This is a genomic window from Sphaerotilus sulfidivorans, assembly GCF_013426975.1.
GTDB lineage: Bacteria > Pseudomonadota > Gammaproteobacteria > Burkholderiales > Burkholderiaceae_C > Sphaerotilus > Sphaerotilus sulfidivorans.
Genome location: NZ_JACCPY010000016.1, coordinates 1 through 16,969 on the forward strand (window position 1 = coordinate 1; position 16,969 = coordinate 16,969).

Genomic DNA, 16,969 nt, shown 5'->3' on the forward strand with positions numbered 1-16,969 from the left:
GGGCACGCCACCTTCAGGCCCTGGCGCTTCTCCAGCGTGGCGATGAACTGCCCCGCCTCCATCAGGCTGTCGTGCGTGCCGGTGTCCAGCCACGCGTAGCCCCGGCCCATGATCTCCACGCTCAGGCTGCCCTGGCGCAGGTACTCGGCGTTGACGTCCGTGATCTCCAGCTCGCCGCGCGGGCTGGGCGCGATGCTCGCGGCGATGTCGCAGACCTGTTCGTCGTAGAAGTACAGGCCGGTCACCGCGTAGTTGCTCTTCGGGACCTTGGGCTTTTCCTCGATGCTCAGCGCGCGCTTCTTGTCGTCGAACGCCACCACGCCGTAGCGCTCCGGGTCATGCACGTGATAGGCGAAGACGCTCGCGCCCGTCTCGCGGCTGGTGGCGCTGTTGAGCAGCTGCTGCAGGTCGTGCCCGTGGAAGATGTTGTCGCCCAGCACCAGCGCGCTGGGCGCGCCGCCCACGAAGTCCCGGCCCAGGATGAAGGCCTGCGCCAGGCCGTCCGGGCTGGGCTGCACGCAGTACTGCAGGTTCAGGCCCCAGCGGCTGCCGTCGCCCAGCAGCGCCTCGAAGCGCGGCGTGTCCTGCGGCGTCGAGATGATCAGGATGTCGCGGATCCCGGCCAGCATCAGCGTGGTCAGCGGGTAGTAGATCATCGGCTTGTCGTACACCGGCAGCAGTTGCTTGCTGATGGCCAGCGTCGCCGGATGCAGCCGGGTGCCGGAGCCGCCGGCCAGGATGATGCCCTTGCGTTGTGTCGTCATAACGGTGCGTATAGATGCTGTGAAGGAAAGGGAAAACTCTTGCGTGGGTGCCCGCCTGCGCGGGCATGACGGTTGGGGGGCGGCGAGCGGGGGAGGGCAGCGCGGCCGGTGCCGCGCAGGCGCCTCAGTACGCGTTGCTGTCCGCCACCGTCAGCTTGATGGTGCGCGCGATGATGCGCAGGTCCATCGTCAGCGACCAGTTGCGCAGGTAGTCGATGTCGTAGCGCACGCGCTCAGCCATCTTCTCGATGGTGTCGGTCTCGCCACGCAGGCCGTTGACCTGGGCCCAGCCGGTGATGCCGGGCTTGACCTTGTGGCGCAGCATGTAGGCCTTGACCAGCTCGCGGTATTCCTCGTTGTGGGCCACGGCGTGCGGGCGCGGGCCGACGATGCTCATGCGGCCCTGCAGCACGTTGATGAACTGCGGCAGCTCGTCCAGCGAGGTCTTGCGGATGAAGGCGCCGAACGGGGTCACCCGCGGGTCGCCCTTGGTGGCCTGGGTGACCTTGGCGCCGTTCTCCATCACCCGCATCGAGCGGAACTTGTAGACGGTGATGTCTTCGCCGTCCAGGCCGCCGCGCTTCTGCTTGAAGATGATCGGGCCGGGCGAGCTGAGGCGCACGCCGATGGCCACCCCGATCAGCAGCGGCGAGATCAGCACCAGGATGATGCTGCCCAGCACGATGTCCGACAGGCGCTTGATCAGGCCGTTGATGCCGACGAACGGGCTCTCCAGCAGGCTGACGACCGGCAGGCCGTCCATGTTGCGCATGCGCCCCTGGATGACGTTGACGCCGAAGACATCGGGCACGAAGTAGATGGAGACGGCGCTGTCGTGCAGCGCGGCGATCATGCGCTCGATGCGCGGCTGCGAGCTGAGCGGCAGCGTGATGTAGACATCCTTGATGTTGTGGCGGCGGATGCACTCGACCGCCTCGTCGATGCGGCCGACGATGTGCTCGCGCGTGCTGGGGTCGCAGCGGCTGGCGTCGCGGTCTTCCAGATGGCCGATGAAGTCATGGCCGAAGGACTTGCGGTGCAGCAGCATGTTCCCCACCTTGGCGCCCAGCGGGCCGGCGCCGATCACCAGCGCGGAGCGGCGTGCCTCAGGTCGGAGCGCGTGGCGGCGCATCACCGCCCCCCCCAACAGCACGGCCGCGAACTGCACCACCGGCGTCAGCACCGCCCACCACACCAGCACCGAGCTGTCGAAGAACTTGAAGCTCTTGGTGGCGAAGCCGCACAGCACCAGGATGGCCATGACGGTGGCCCAGGCGGCGCACAGGTCGACCAGGGCGTTCAGGCGGTTCTCGTAGAAGCGGTTGGTGCCGGGGAAGACCAGCAGCATCACCAGGATGCTGAGCAGCATCGAGGCGCGGTCCAGCACATGCCCGTGCGCGAAGTGCACCGCCAGGAAGGTGGCCACCGCGAGGATGGGCTCGAGCACCGCCGCCATGAACACCGGAATGGAGGGCGGCGGTGGAGAGAAGGGCAGTGCGTCCATCGGCGCGCCACCGGCGCGGTTGATCTTGAACGCGCTGGGCGGATGCTGGACTGGAACTTCTGCGCTCATGCGTGTTTCCCCTGAGTTCTTCGTGAGTGTCTGATGAGATGGAGCATCATTCATGCCTTGTCCCGCAAATCGAGTCCGTCTCGGAGAGATAAGACACGGAAATTCTGATCAATCCGCGCGATCTGTTGTCACGACCTGGGTCGGGCAGCAACAGTCATTGCAAACGGAGAGCTTGTCCGGTACCCGAGCGTATGGATGCGGCCGGGTGCAGGCCGGACGGGGTGGAGACGGTGGCGCGGATCTCGCGCCCCAGCGCCAGGATCTCGTGCACCCAGCGCGCGGCGTGGGTCTCCGGGCTGTCGGTGATGGCGCCGTGGTCCAGGCCGGCCAGCACTTCCTCCAGCCCCTCGCGCAGGCTGACCTGTGGCCGGAAGCCGAGCAGGTCATGCGCCTTGCGGCCTTCCGGGGCCAGGTCGTGCGGGTCCGGCGCGGCGCCGTCGACGACGATGCGCAGATGGCTGCCCAGCGTCTGGCGCAGCGCCTCGGCGATCTCGGCGGTGCACAGCGTCAGGTGGCTGATGTCGAAGATCTGCCGCGAGATGTTGTTCACCGGCGCGTCCAGCACCGCGGTCAGCGCGCTGACCGCGTCGCGCACATGCAGATGGGCGCGCCGGCGCTGGCCGCCCTGGTCGAGCGTGACGCTGCGCAGGCGCAGCGCGCTCAGCGTCATCGCGTTGATCGTCAGGTCGAAGCGCATGCGCGCCGAGCGGCCGAACACCTGGCCGAGCCGCAGCACCACCGGCGCGAAGCCGTCGCCGGCCAGCGGCAGCACCGCGGCTTCGGTGTGCAGCACGCCGTGGGCGTGGCGGGTCAGCGGGTGGGGCGGGGTCAGCTCGTTCAGGCTCTGGCCGGGCCGCTGGCCGTAGACATCGCAGCTGCTGATCAGCAGATGGCGAGACACGCCGCAGCTGCGTGCCAGCCGCGCCAGCCGTACCTGGGCGTGGTGATGGGCCAGCCCGTTCCAGCTCGGGTCCAGCTCGGAGACCGGATCGCTCGACAGGCCGGCCAGGTCGATCAGCGCCTGCATGCCGGTCAGGTGCTCGCGCCGCAGGCCGCGAATGTCCATGCGCAGGATCTGCAGCCGGGGGTGATGCGCCAGCTCGGCCAGCGCGCGGTCCCCGAACAGCATGCTGTCGACCGCCGTGACCCGGCGCCCCTGCGCCAGCAGCTCGCGCACCAGCGCCGAGCCGATGTAGCCGGCGGCCCCGGTGACCAGGATGGACAGGCTGCGGCAGGTCATGGAGGCAGGTGGAGCCGGCAGGGCGGGCGTGGACGAAGGAAAAAGAAATGTGCCCCGAGAGATTTGCCGCGAATGATCCCCGGAATGAGGGGGTGGCGATGCTGGCGGGGTGGATTCGGCACTAATGCACTGTGGCGGTCGGATGATGTGTGAGCGGCTGTGGCTCGTTCAGCACGAAGGGCGTGGTGCAGCGCGACCGCGCTGGCATCAATGGCCGGTGGCTGATCCGCGTCTTAGGATGCCGTGCGTCTTGGCCACAAGAAATGGTTTCATGCCGAGGAATCTCTTTTCCAGCACATGCCAAGAAATGACAGATAACGCCAGGGTCATGGCCAGTGAATATTTTATCAGGTCGGCGATTGATATTTCTGGATTCATTGCAATAATGGATTGCTGTATCGGGAAGGCGTAGATATATACGCCATAAGAGTAGTCGCCGAGTCTGTTGTATTTTCTGATAAATCCGGAGGGAATGTACGATAGATACAAGACCAGATATCCGATCGAAACAACATACACGATATAAAAGTTGTGCGCGTCTTTCAGATTGACCGCAATCAGTGCAATGAGTGCCAAGAAAATTGCGCCATGAACCCTGATGTGATTTCTTAGAGTATAAAAGGATGCCCCCATGAAGAACATGAAGAACAGTTCGATGTACTTCTCCGGGCGGGTCATCGAAAAATGATCAAAAGCAATTTTTCCTCCCGATGCAAGCGCGAAGAGAACGATGGCTGCATGGAAGTATTTTCTGTTAAAAGATTGCAAGACAAGCCAAGTTGCGGCAAGTGTCAGGTACATCCTGACTTCGTAGGGCATGGTCCATAGAGAGCCATTGACTGAATTTTTGAATGGGAGATCTGTGAAAACACCGGGGAGGTGATCTCTCACGCCAAAAATCAATGTCGAGCACTTTGCGATATAGATGTATGTTTCTTTTGATTTCATGTAATCAATGAAATCAATTGTTGTGAAGAACGGACCTAGAAAAAAGACAACAAATAGAATCATCAAGAAGAGTGCTGGAAATATTCTCAGGGAACGAGCCCAAAAAAAATCAATCAAATTTTCCTTGTTGACGAGACTGGCTGTTACCAATAATCCACTGATAATAAAAAATACATGGACGGAAATCGTCCCCATGGTGAGGCCGAGACTCTGCCGTAAGGGTTCGCTTGCCCCTGTGCCTGTGACCAGTGCAAAACTGTGCGTTATCAGAACAGAAGAGGCCGCAATCATGCGGATGAGGTTCAGATTGTTTTCTTTTCCCTGAGACAGATCAGATAGTCTGTTTTTCATGGTTTCAAAAATGGTTTGAAACGGATCTTTGTGACGTCCCCAAGATGAACTCAGTCGCCAACGACTGCATCAGGAGTGAATTGCCGTAGCCGCTCACATGGTCGCCGTCGAAGAACAGCGGCCGGCCATCCTGCAGCGCACGGCAGACGCTGTCAGGGCAGAGCGTCGGCAGGGGATCCCAGAGCCGCAGTCCGGGCAGTCGCTGCTGGAGAGCCTGCATCCGGGCCAGCACGGGTGCGCGCATGGCCTCGATCTCGGCGCGCTCGATGCTCAGCCCGCCTCGGCAGGCTGGATTGTTCTGGTTGAACCAGTCCGAGCAGCGGAAAGCCGGAGCCGGAAAGATCGGCTTGGGCATCTCGAGCAGCGGCATGGCGCCGCTGCGGATCATCAGGCTCAGTACGTCGACAGCCTCGTCGATGATGCGCTGTTCACGCTCGGGCCTGGGCGGCTCGGTGGCTGGTGGTGCCTTGGGGCCCCACTGATCGCCCAGACGGGCCAGCCGCAGTGAGGGCAGGAACACCTGATCGCCGGGATGCGCCTGTTCGGCGACCCGGGCCGCAGCGGCGCGGATGAAGCTGCGGCAGCGATCGCTTTCCTCCTCGAGCGGGCGTCGCAGGTTCAGGAAAGGGCAGCCCGGTTTCTGCAGGATCTCCACCTGCAGACCCTGCTGGGCCACCAGGGCGTGCAGCAGGCCCTGATAGGCGGCGGCATGCGAGTCACCGATGACCCAGAGTCGGTGCTTCAGGGGCTCGGTCGATGCGGAGCGGCAGTGCTCTGGCGTGAGGCTGCGCAGGTCGATCTCGCCAAGACTCTGGGTCGACATGCTGACCTGGCAGTGCGGCATGTCGACCGGCACCGGGGTGCTGGGGGACCAGTCCTGGCTGCGGGCGGTGACGCTCAGGCTGATCCGGTCATGCTGCAGCGTCAGCGCGAGCAGCGCAACGCAGGCCAGCGACGATGCGCCGATGCCTGTCAGCAGGGTCCTTCGGCGTGTCGAGTCGGCTCGGCCGCGGCGCAGCGGCGTCTCGACGAAGCGGAAGGACAAATATCCCAGCAGCAGCGACATTCCCAGGGCCAGTGCCTGCTGCGAGGGCGTATCCAGTCCGACCGTCCACCGCATCAGCACGATGACCGGCCAGTGCCACAGATAGACCGAGTAGGAAATCCGACCGACGAAGACCGGTAGCGGATGCGAGAGCAAGTGCCGGAGGGCGCTGGTGGGCGATTGCCGCATCAGCATCGCGATCAGCAGGGTGGTGGCCGCAACCGGGACCAGGGCCCAGGGCCAGGGAAAGCGGCCGCTGTCGCCCAGCGCCAGAGCCGCCGCCAGGGCGGCCGCCGCCGCGAAGCAGGATGCCGTCTGCAGTCGGGTGCTGGCAGGCCGAGTGGTCGCCGGGTCCAGATGCAGAGCCAGCAGCACGCCGGCCCCCAGTTCCCAGAACCTGAACGGCAGCATGTAGAACGTGCTCGAGGGCCGGTCGGCCTGGTTCAGCGCGGCCAGAACCAGTGAAAGCAGGCAGGCCGCACCGACGATGGCCGCCACCCGCCCGGTTCGTCCCGAACGTGCCCAGGGCCAGAGCAGCAGCGGCACCAGCAGATAGAACTGCTCCTCGATGCCGAGTGACCAGGTGTGGGTGTAGGGATTGAACTCCGACTGCGGCGAGAAATAGTCGCCGCTGAAGTGGGCCAGCACCATGTTGCCGACACCGAAGAGGGCTCCTGCGGCTGTCAGGCTGTTGGCCTCGCTCAGCCAGGCCTTCGGAATGAAGAGCGCCGAGAGCACGGCGGTGGTCACGATGCAGGCGATCAGCGCTGGCAGGATGCGGCGTGCACGCCGGGCATAGAACTCGGCCAGGAAGGCGCCCAGTCCGGCATGAGGCAGATGCCGCATCGACAGGGTCACCACGAAGCCCGAGATGACGAAGAAGATGTCGACCCCCATGAAGCCGCCGGGCAGCCACGACGGATCGACGTGATAGAGGACGACCGCCAGCACGGCCAGGGCACGCAGGCCGTCGATGAAGGGCAGATGGACGACAGCTCTGCGGTAAAGGTGACTCATCGGAGAGGAATCTATCGTGTCTTTCAGCAGGCCACGCTTTCCTGCATCAGCGTGTGCCGGATGATGTCGCAGGCGCGCTGCACGTCCTCGTCGCTCACGCCCTGGTGGATCGGCAGGCACAGGCCTTCGCCGAACAGGGTGTCGCAGATCGGCAGGTCGACCGCGTCGATCAGGCCCTGCAGGCAGGGCTGGCGGTGCAGCGGGTAGAACATCGAGCGGGTCTGGATGCTCGCGTTCTCCAGCGCCTCGCGCAGCTCGGGCATGCGCGGGCACAGCAGCGGGAAGCGGAAGGGAATGAAGTCGGAGTTGGGATCGAGCCGCATCAGGCGCATCTGCGGCAGGCCGGCCAGGGTCTCGGCGTAGAGGTTGTAGCGGCGCAGCCGGTCGGCGCGCACCTGCGGCAGCCGCGCCAGCTGGGCGTTGCCCAGCGCGCACTGCAGATCGGTGACGCGGAAGTTCATGCCCAGCATCTCGTGCACGAAGGTGCCGCTGGACTCGCGGCCCTGGTTGCGGATCAGGCTGATGCGCCGTGCCAGCGCCGGATCGCGCGCCATGACCACCGCGCCTTCGCCCATCGTGATCGACTTGTCGGCGAAGAAGGAGATCACGCCGACATCGCCGAAGGTGCCGGCATGCTGGCCGCGGTAGCGCACGCCGCAGGCCTGGGCGGCATCCTCGATGACCGCCAGGCCGCGGCGCCGGCCGAGCTGGGCGATCTCGGCCGCGTTGGCGGCCTGGCCGTAGATGTGCACCGGCATCAGCGCCGAGGTGCGCGAGGTGATTGCGCGCTCGAAGGCCTCGGGCCGGGCGGAGAAGGTGTTCGGGTCCACATCGATCAGCACCGGCTTCAGCCCGGCAAACACCGCCGCGCTGGCCGAGGCCATGAAGGTGAAGCCGGGAATGATGATCTCGCTGCCGCGCGGCAGGTCGAGCGCCAGCAGCGCCAGGAACAGGCCGAGCGTGCCGTTGGGCGCGAAGGAGATGTGCGGCGAGCCGGTGAGCTGACCGAGGTTCTGGCGGAAGGCGGCGGCGGCCGGGCCTTCCGTCAGCCAGTTGCGTTCCAGACAGGCTTCGATCGCTTCGGTCTCCGGGCGACCGATCCAGGGCTGGACTTGCTGGACACGTTGGATCTGCATGTTGTCGAATCCCCCAGGAAAGACAAGGAAATGGCGTGAGGTGGGCTCTTTTCAGGGCAGATGCCAGCGTATGACAGCCGCGCGACGGACGGCGCGTTACCGGCTCAGCCGCTGCGCCTGTGGCGTGCGAACTGACCGAGTGCGCCCCACACGAACAGGGTGTTATGCACCAGATAGCGGCGCCAGAGCCGGCGAGGTTCCTGGACCAGACGATAGAACCATTCCAGGCCGTGATCGCGCATCCACTGCGGCGCGCGGCTGACGGTGCCGGCATGAAAGTCGATGCCCGCGCCGATGCCCAGCGTGACCGCGCGCACCGCCGGCCGGTGCTCGAACATCCAGCGGTCTTCCTTCGGGCAGCCCAGGCCGGTCATCACCAGATGCGCGCCGGAGGCGTTGATGTGCGCGATGTCGGCGGCATCCTCCTGGGGTGTCAGCGGCCGGAAGGGCGGCGAGTGCCGTCCGACGATGCGCAGCCGCGGGTGCGAACGCGCCAGCGCGGCGCACAGGCGGTCGAGCGTGGCGTCGGTGGTGCCATACAGATAGATGCCCAGGCCGCGGTCCTCGGCCGCATCGAGCAGCCGGCCCATCAGGTCGGGGCCGTTGATGCGCTGCTGGCCGGGGTCGGCGGTGCGGCGCAGCATCCAGGCGACCGGCCAGCCGTCGGGCGTGACCATGTCGGCGGCGCGGATGTGGCGCCCGTGGGCGGCGTCGCGGTTGGCGCGCACGATCGAGTGCGCATCGCAGATCGACACATAGCGGGGCTCGTGCGCCTCGGCCCAGTGGCAGATGCGGTCGATCGCTGTGTCCCAGTCGATCAGGTCGACCGGAATGCCGAGCACCGGCGCGGTGCGGCGTGCCGCCGGGGCGGCAAGGTGCGTGTCGGACGTGTCGGGCATGGCTCGGGCGGCCTTTCAGCGGCGCGCGAGCAGCTGCCGGGCGGCGCGGTAGAGAAATTCGGTGTTGGTCGTCAGGTAGCGCGGCCCCAGGCGGCGCGGCTCGGACCAGAAGCGGTGCAGCCATTCGAGGCCGATGTCCTGCATCCACTGCGGCGCGCGGCGGATCACGCCGGCGTGATAGTCGAAGGCCGCGCCGACGCCGATGGTGACCGCCTGGATGCGATGGCGGTGCGCGGCCATCCAGCGTTCCTGCTTCGGGCAGCCCAGGCTGACCCAGACGGTGCGCGCGCCCGAGGCGTTGATGCGCTGGATGATCTGCTCGTCTTCCTCGGGTGTCAGCGGCCGGAAGGGCGGCGAGCAGACCCCGGCGATGCGCAGCGCCGGAAACTGCTCATGCAGGCGCTGCTGCAGCCGCTCGAGCGTGGCCGGTGTGCTGCCGTAGAGAAAGACGGCCTCGCCGCGCTGCTCGGCCTGGGCGAAGTAGCGCAGCATCAGGTCCGGGCCGTTGATGCGGCGCTGGTCGGCATGACCGAGGCGACGCAGCATCCAGGCGACCGGCGCGCCGTCGGCGGTGGCCATGTCGGCGTCCTCGATCACCTTCATGAACTCGGGATCGTTGCGGGCGGTGACCACCGAATGCACGTTGCAGATGCAGACATAGCGGCTTTCCCGGCGCGACGCCCAGCGGCCGATGGTGCGGCAGGCGTCGTCCCAGTCGAGCACATCGATGGGCACGCCGACCACACGCTCCACGGTACGGCCTTCAGAAGCGGGCATCGGTTCCGAGAAGGTCGACGGCAGTGAAAATTCGGGCCGGTGGAGCATGGTTTGGGGTCGAGAAGATGCCGCATGGTAGGCAGGCATCTGCAAGAGTCCCAGTCAATATTGCCCACGTCCCCCCGGTACTCGGGGGGCGTCCGAAGCGCTCAAAGGCGCCAGACGTGCAATCCGGCATCCCTTAACGCCTTTTCATCCAGACCCGATTTGACATCGATGACACAGCCGCCCTTGATCAGCTTGCGGGTGAGGTCCTCGAGGCCGAGCGCACGGAAACCACGGTGCGCGACCGCCGCGACGATGGCGTCCGCGCGGGGCAGATCGGCCCAGTCGAGCAGGCGCACGCCGTATTCGTGCATCGCCTCGTCCGGGTCGGCCATCGGGTCGTGCACGAAGACCTCCACGCCGTAGCTGCGCAGCTCGGTGATGATGTCCACCACCTTGCTGTTGCGCAGGTCCGGGCAGTTCTCCTTGAAGGTCAGGCCCAGGATGTTGACCCGCGAGCCCTTGATGTAGCTGCCGGCGGCGATCATCTGCTTGACGGTCTGCTCGGCGATGAACTTGCCCATGCCGTCGTTGATGCGCCGCCCGGCCAGGATCACCTGCGGGTGGTAGCCCAGCATCTCGGCCTTGTGCGTCAGGTAGTAGGGATCGACACCGATGCAGTGCCCGCCGACCAGGCCGGGGCGGAAGGGCAGGAAGTTCCACTTGGTGCCGGCGGCCTCGAGCACCTCGGTGGTGTCGATGCCGATCTTGTCGAAGATGATGGCCAGCTCGTTCATCAGCGCGATGTTGAGGTCGCGCTGGGTGTTCTCGATCACCTTGCAGGCCTCGGCGACCTTGATGCTGGAGCAGCGGTGCACGCCCGGCTCGACGATCAGCTCGTAGAGCGCGGCGACCTGCTCGAGCGTGGCCTCGCTGTCGCCGGCCACCACCTTGACGACATTGGTCAGCCGGTGCTCGCGGTCGCCGGGATTGATGCGCTCGGGGCTGTAGCCGACGAAGAAGTCGCGCTTCCAGGTCTTGCCCGAGGCGCGCTCCAGCTCGGGAATGCAGACCTCCTCGGTGGCGCCGGGGTAGACGGTCGACTCGAAGATGACGGTGGCGCCTTTCTTCAGGTTCGGCCCGATGGTGCGGCTGGCGCCGATCAGCGGCCCGAAATCGGGAATGCGCGCCTGGTCGACCGGCGTGGGCACCGCGACGATGATGAAGTCGGCCTCGCGCAGCACCGCGGGGTCGCTGCTGTAGCGCGCGTGCACCGCCGCGGCCATGTCCGCGTCCGGGATCTCGCGCGAGGGATCCTGCCCGGCCTGGCAGCGGGCGATCTTGTCGTGGGCGATGTCGAAGCCGATCGTCGGCAGGCGGCGGCCGAACTCGACGACGAGCGGCAGGCCGACATAGCCGACGCCGATGACGGCGACGGTGCAGGAGGCGGCGGGGGTGGGGGGCAGGGGCGATGACATGAATGGCAGGCTCGATCGATGAGCTGGATTCTGCCGTGTCCGCTCGCGTACCCGGTTTGTGACGAAACGTGCAGACTTAACGGCGCAATTTCGCGCGGCCGATGCGTTTGCCGGAAGCATCATTTGGCCTTCGGGGCTTGCCGCTAAGATGCACTCGAAACTTCTCGGTTCTCGGGCGATCCCCACACAAGACATGACGTTTTCGCAGTTCCTCTCGATACTCAGGGCCCGCTGGATAGCGGCAGCCGTCGTGCTGTTCCTGACGATCGGTGTCACGGCGGCCGTGTCGCTGCTGTTGCCGAAGACCTACACCGCCACGGCGACCGTCATGATCGACGTGCGCTCTCCCGACCCGGTGGCGGGCATGGTGATGAATGGCATGGCCATGCCTTCGTACATGGCCACGCAGGTGGACATTCTCGGCAGCGTGCGTGTCGCCGCCCGGGTCGTGCAGCTGCTGCGCATCTCCGAGAACAGCGCCTTGCGCGAGCAGTGGAACGAGGCGACCGGCGGCCGCGGCAACTTTGACATCTGGGTGGCCGAGCTGCTGCTCAAGAGCCTGAACGTCAAGCCGGCCCGCGAGAGCAATGTCATCGAGGTGAGCTACCGCAATGCCGATCCGCGCTTTGCGGCCGCGCTGGCCAACGCCTTCGTGCAGGCCTACATCGACACCAGCGTCGCGCTGCGAGCCCAGCCGGCCAAGCAGTACAGCTCCTTCTTCGAGACCCGCTCCAGGCAGCTGCGCGAGGAGCTCGAGGCGGCCCAGGCCAAGCTGTCGGCCTATCAGAAGGAGAAGGGCATCACCGGTCAGGACGAGCGTTTCGACCAGGAGACCCAGCGCCTCAACGAGCTGACCTCCCAGCTGGTGGCGATCCAGGCGATCGCCGTCGAGGCGGAGAGCCGTTCGCGCCAGGCGCGCAGCGCCTCGGACCAGGCGGCGGATGTCATCGGCAATCCGGTGGTGGCCGGACTGCGCTCCGAGCTGTCTCGCCAGGAAGCCCGCATGCGCGAGCTGACCGCCCGGCTGGGGGATGCGCATCCCCAGGTCGTGGAGATGCGTGCCAACATCGAGGAGATGCGCCGGCGCGTCGACATCGAAAGCCAGCGTGTCAGCGGCAGCGTCGATTCCAACAGCCAGATCGCCAAGCGCCGCGAGACCGAGATCCGTGCCGCCCTCGAAGCCCAGCGCCTGAAGGTGCTGAAGATGAAGGAGGAGCGCCAGGCCCTGTCCGTGCTGATGCGCGAGGTCGAGACGGTGCAGCGCAACTACGACCAGGCGCAGCAGCGCATGAGCCAGACCGAGATGGAGAGCGAGAACACCCAGACCAACATCGCGCCGCTGACGCCTGCGGTCGAGCCGGTCGAGCCGTCCGGGCCGCGCATCATCCTGAACATGCTGATGAGCGTGTTCCTGGGCCTGCTGCTGGCGGTCGGTGTGGCGGTGATGCGCGAGATCATGGATCGGCGGGTCCGCTCGCTCGAGGACATCTCCAGTCTGGTCGGCATGCCGGTCATGGGTGTGCTGCCTGCACCTCGGGGCCGCCGTCTGGCCGGCAAGTCCGTGTCCCGTGACCTGCCGGTTGGCGTGCTGGCCCGACTGCCCAAGCCGGGTGCCTGAGCCTGAGTGTGCAAAGAGGCCGCCCGAGTGCGGCGCGGATATGGTTGGACCATGAAGCCTCTCTCCAAGATTCACGACACTTCCTCGAGCGCTCCCATGCACGCACCGATCGCGGATGAATCCGCTCATCCGGGACAAGACCGCAGCATCGGCGACATCATTCGCGAGACGCATGACCTGTCGCCCGACCAGATCGAGTCGATCCTGGCCTATCAGCGGCAGCATGGCCTGCGCTTCGGCGAGGCCGCGGTCGCGCTCGGGCTGCTGTCCAGCGACGAGGTGGTCTATGCGCTGAGCCAGCAGTTCCATTACCCCTACACCCCTTCGGATCGCGGCAACATCCATCCGGAGCTGATCACCGCCTCGCAGCCCTTCGGCTTCCAGGCCGAAGCGTTCCGCGCGATTCGCAGCCAACTGATCATGCGGGTCTTCAACCCGAAGGAGCCCCGGCGCGCCCTGGCAGTCATCAGTCCGGATGGTGGCGACGGCAAGACCTATTTCGTCGCCAACCTGGGGGTGGTGCTGGCCCAGCTGGGCGGGCGCACCCTGGTGGTCGATGCCAATCTGCGGGCGCCGCGGCTGCACGAGCTGTTCGGCGTGTCCAACACCAGCGGCCTGAGCGGCATCCTGAGTGGCCGGCAGGAAGAGAACGTGATCTTCCAGGTCGGGGACATTCCCAGCCTTTACGTGATGCCGGTCGGCGTCGTGCCGCCCAATCCGCTCGAGCTGCTCGAGCGGCCGGCCTTCCGGCTGCTGATGGCCGAGCTGCTGCGCAAGTTCGACCATGTGGTCGTCGACACCGCGGCGGCCAGCGTCGGCAGCGATGCCTGCGTGGTGGCCTCCAAGTGCGGAGCCGCGCTGACGATCGCACGCAAGGATCGCACGAAAATGGAAAAACTGGCCGAGCTGGTGGAGAGCGCCGGAGCGATGACCGCTAGCATGGCCGGCGTGATCTTCAATCAGTACTGAACCCGAGAACGACTGGCCATCATGCGCACCCTCCACGATCCTGGCGCAGCAGCGGCGACACCGCCGATCTCCCTGCAGCCCCTGCAACTGGTGCAGTCTGCTGCGGCGCGTCCGTGGCTGATCGTGCTGGCCGGCGTGCTGGCCATGTATCTGCCGACCTTCTGGGGCCTGTTCAACGGGCTCTGGTCGACGGACAGCCAGGGCCATGGCCCGATCGTGCTGGCCATCTCGGTGTGGCTGCTGTGGCGCCGGCTGCCGGATCTGATGGCCAGCCCGGCCGCGCCGGCGCCGCGAAGCGGCTGGACGCTGTTCGTGCTGACGCTGCTGCTGTATGCGCTGGGCCGCTCCCAGGACATCCTGCTCTTCGAGGTCGGCTCCCTGGTGCCGATGATCGCCGCGGTGATGCTGATCCTGCGCGGTGGTGCCGCGCTGAGGATGCTGCTGTTCCCGCTGTTCTTCATGCTCTTCATGGTGCCGCTGCCCGCGCCGGTGGTTGACGCGCTGACGCAGCCGATGAAGCTGGCGGTCTCGTATGTGGCCGAGTCGCTGCTGTACACCGCCGGCTATCCGATCAGCCGCAGCGGCGTGATCCTGCAGATCGGGCCCTACCAGCTGCTGGTGGCCGACGCCTGTGCCGGGCTGCAGACCCTGTTCACGCTCGAGGCGCTGGGCCTGCTCTATCTGAACCTGATCCGGCATGAGTCCATGGCGCGCAACGTGACGCTGGCCATCCTGATCGTGCCGATCAGCTTCACCGCCAACGTCATCCGTGTCGTCGTGCTGACGCTCATCACCTACCACTTCGGCGACGAGGCGGGGCAGGGCTTCCTGCATGGCTTTGCCGGCATGGTGCTGTTCATGGCGGCGCTGATGATGACCATCCTGGCGGATTCGCTCATCCGTGCCGTCGTGGCGATCTGGTCCGGGCGCGCTCGTTCTGCGACGGCCTGAGCCGACCCGTGCGGCCCATCCCATTCAACCCAGGAAGCAGGATCCGATGATCTCCTCGATGAAGACGGCTGCAGTGATGGCCGCGATCATGATCGGCACCAGCGTGCTGGCATCAGCGGCCAAGCCCACCCGGATGCTGGCCGATACCCGCCAGCAGCAGCGCATCGAGCCGCTGATTCCCTTGCAGTTCGGCACATGGCGTGCGGTTCCGGTCACCGGCGGCATCGTCAATCCGCAGGTGGAGGACTTCGTCAACAAGGTCTATTCCGAGACCGTCTCGAAGATCTACGAGAACGACCGCGGCGAGCGGGTCATCCTGTCGATCGCCTACGGCAAGAATCAGGGCGACGACTTCCAGGTGCACAAGCCCGAGGTCTGCTATCCCGCCCAGGGCTTCGAGGTCCGCAGCAACCAGAAGGGCCAGCTGCAGACCGCCTCGGGCAGCATTCCCGTGCGTCGTCTCGAGACGGTGCTGGGGCGCCAGCGCTTCGAGCCGGTGACCTACTGGACTACGCTGGGCGACTTCGCCGTCGCCAGCGGCATCGACAAGAAGATGCTCGACATCCGCTATGCGATGGATGGTCTGGTGGCCGACGGGCTGCTGTTCCGCGTCTCCAGCATCGACCGGGACAGCCCCCGTGCGTTTGCCCTGCACGAGCAGTTCGCGCGCGATCTGCTTGCGCATGTCGGTGCGGGCGAGCGCCGCCGGCTGGCCGGGCTGGCGCAATGACCATCACGGGCATGGCCGCATCTTGATGCCTGATCGATCTTCCTTGCTGATCCGATGAACTCCACCCCCGCGGGGGGGCGTCCGGTATGGCGCAGCGTGGGCCTGTCGGGTCTGGGCACTGCCGCTCGTCTGGCGTCTTCCCTGGTGGCAATCAGCATTGCTGCCCGTGCGCTGCAGCCCCACGATTTCGGCCAGCTGATGTTTCTGCTGTCCCTGGCGGCCATTCTGGGCGTGCCGGCCAATTTCGGCCTGTCCACATGGGTGCTGCGGGCGCTGCCGCAGGCGCGTGCCGTCACCGGCACCTCATCGGACGGGCTGTCGCCGGCCCGCTGCGTGGCCGAGGCCTGGTCGGCGCGCTGGCTGGGCTCTGTGGTGATGCTGCTGGTGGCCGTGCCGGCGCTGGCGCTGCTGTCGGATCCGGTGCGACTGGCCTTCACGCTGCTGATGCTGGCGATGCTGGCCGAGGGTCTGGCCGAGTTCGCGATGGCGGTGCTGCGCGCCTGTGGTCGGCATGACGAGGATGCCCGGCTGGGGGTGCGCAGTGCGTGGATCTACAGCCTTTCGGTCGGTCTGGCCGCCTGGCTGACCGGATCGATCCTCGGTGTTGCGCTGGCCTATCTGCTGTCACGTGCCCTGGTGGCGGTGCTGGGTGCCCGGATGGCCTCGCGCGCGGTGCCTGGGGGACTGTGCTGGCTGGGATGGCGGGTGGCCGCGCATCGCACCCGGGCCAGCCTCAGCTATGCAACCGACTATGCGATGACGGCGCTGTTCGGTCAGATTGACGCGCTGGTGCTCAACCATCATCTCGGTCCGGTGGCCGTGGGCCTGCACCAGGCGGGCATGCGCATGTTCATGGCCGCGTCACAGGTCATGCCGGTGCTTGCCAATGTCTTTCTGCCGCGGTTGGCGGCTGCAATGAAAACGGCCTCTGACACGGAGCTGCGACAGCAGGTGGTGCGCATGCAGGGGACCTTCGTGCTGGTCGGATGTCTGATCGGTGCGTGTTTCTCGCTGGTGGACGAATGGATGGTAAAGCTGCTTTTCGGCGAGGCCTACCTGGATCTGCTGCACTTGCTTCCTTGGTTCGGCCTGCTGTTCCAGGTGCGCTGCACCGTGGCTGCCTGGGGTGTGACACTGACCGCTTTGGGTGCTCAGGCTTTCCGTGCGAAAGCTTCGGTACTGCACTGGCTGCTGATCCTGGGCCTGTCGATCTGGCTGCTTCCTGTCCTGCACGGGCAGGGCTGGCTGCTGGCATTGGTGGCGGGCAATTTTGTGCTGTGGATGGCCTATGCGGTGCGGGTGCAACTGACCGCGCGCCTGCGCAGCCGTGCTGGTCTGGCACTCGTGCTGACGGCCCTGGCGCTGATGCTGTTGCATCTGGGTCTGCTGGTGCAGGCGCAGGGATGGGCAGGGGCGTGAAGACGGGCGCAGCCTGCCGGTTTCTTTGTGCTTACCCCGATCCGGTGCGATTCGCCCCGGAGAGAATCG

14 protein-coding genes are annotated in these 16,969 nt (G+C 66.0%); 5 read left to right on the forward strand and 9 right to left on the reverse strand.

Translation table 11 applies throughout. From position 1 onward, the window contains the following. The 9 genes from rfbA to HZU84_RS11270 form a co-directional block, all read right to left on the reverse strand. The coding region (gene rfbA, locus HZU84_RS11230) for a glucose-1-phosphate thymidylyltransferase RfbA (protein WP_180692912.1) at positions 1-764 on the reverse strand (764 nt) is incomplete at its 3' end. Positions 765-888: 124 nt separating this feature from the next. After that, entirely contained in the window at positions 889-2,337 is a 1,449-nt protein-coding gene (locus HZU84_RS11235) for an undecaprenyl-phosphate glucose phosphotransferase (protein WP_244954291.1), read from the reverse strand. A 154-nt stretch (positions 2,338-2,491) separates the two neighbouring features. Then, positions 2,492-3,577 (reverse strand): NAD-dependent epimerase/dehydratase family protein, encoded by a 1,086-nt coding sequence (locus HZU84_RS11240; protein WP_149504146.1) that lies wholly within the window; start codon positions 3,575-3,577, stop codon positions 2,492-2,494. A gap of 207 nt (positions 3,578-3,784) precedes the next feature. Next, complete coding sequence (locus HZU84_RS11245; RefSeq protein ID WP_149504145.1) at positions 3,785-4,876, reverse strand: acyltransferase family protein; 1,092 nt, start codon at positions 4,874-4,876, stop codon at positions 3,785-3,787. Positions 4,877-4,880: 4 nt separating this feature from the next. Further along, positions 4,881-7,058, reverse strand: a complete 2,178-nt coding sequence (locus HZU84_RS11250) for an acyltransferase family protein (RefSeq protein ID WP_149504144.1) — start codon at positions 7,056-7,058, stop codon at positions 4,881-4,883. Next, entirely contained in the window at positions 6,962-8,074 is a 1,113-nt protein-coding gene (locus HZU84_RS11255) for a DegT/DnrJ/EryC1/StrS family aminotransferase (RefSeq protein WP_149504143.1), read from the reverse strand. The genes HZU84_RS11250 and HZU84_RS11255 overlap by 97 nt, the downstream gene beginning before the upstream one ends. A 104-nt stretch (positions 8,075-8,178) precedes the next feature. Next, a complete protein-coding gene (locus HZU84_RS11260) occupies positions 8,179-8,973 on the reverse strand; it encodes a WecB/TagA/CpsF family glycosyltransferase (RefSeq protein ID WP_149504142.1) in 795 nt (264 codons plus the stop codon). Positions 8,974-8,988: 15 nt separating this feature from the next. Next, positions 8,989-9,750 carry a WecB/TagA/CpsF family glycosyltransferase gene (locus HZU84_RS11265; protein ID WP_149504141.1) on the reverse strand — a complete coding sequence of 254 codons (762 nt, stop codon included), beginning with the start codon at positions 9,748-9,750 and terminating at the stop codon, positions 8,989-8,991. Between the two features lie 149 nt (positions 9,751-9,899). Further along, positions 9,900-11,213 (reverse strand): nucleotide sugar dehydrogenase, encoded by a 1,314-nt coding sequence (locus tag HZU84_RS11270; protein ID WP_149504140.1) that lies wholly within the window; start codon positions 11,211-11,213, stop codon positions 9,900-9,902. A gap of 193 nt (positions 11,214-11,406) precedes the next feature. Here HZU84_RS11270 and epsF point away from each other — a divergent pair, with 193 nt between their 5' ends. From epsF to HZU84_RS11295, 5 genes are all read left to right on the forward strand, one after another. Beyond that, complete coding sequence (epsF, locus tag HZU84_RS11275; protein ID WP_149504139.1) at positions 11,407-12,831, forward strand: chain length determinant protein EpsF; 1,425 nt, start codon at positions 11,407-11,409, stop codon at positions 12,829-12,831. 96 nt (positions 12,832-12,927) lie between these two features. Then, complete coding sequence (locus tag HZU84_RS11280; protein ID WP_037484266.1) at positions 12,928-13,800, forward strand: polysaccharide biosynthesis tyrosine autokinase; 873 nt, start codon at positions 12,928-12,930, stop codon at positions 13,798-13,800. A gap of 21 nt (positions 13,801-13,821) precedes the next feature. Next, positions 13,822-14,751, forward strand: a complete 930-nt coding sequence (gene xrtB, locus HZU84_RS11285) for an exosortase B (RefSeq protein WP_149504138.1) — start codon at positions 13,822-13,824, stop codon at positions 14,749-14,751. Between the two features lie 58 nt (positions 14,752-14,809). After that, positions 14,810-15,481, forward strand: a complete 672-nt coding sequence (gene epsI, locus HZU84_RS11290) for an exosortase-associated protein EpsI, B-type (RefSeq protein ID WP_244954290.1) — start codon at positions 14,810-14,812, stop codon at positions 15,479-15,481. A gap of 54 nt (positions 15,482-15,535) precedes the next feature. Beyond that, positions 15,536-16,900: a lipopolysaccharide biosynthesis protein gene (locus tag HZU84_RS11295; RefSeq protein ID WP_149504136.1), complete on the forward strand. Its 1,365-nt coding sequence runs from the start codon at positions 15,536-15,538 to the stop codon at positions 16,898-16,900. Positions 16,901-16,969: the final 69 nt, after the last annotated feature.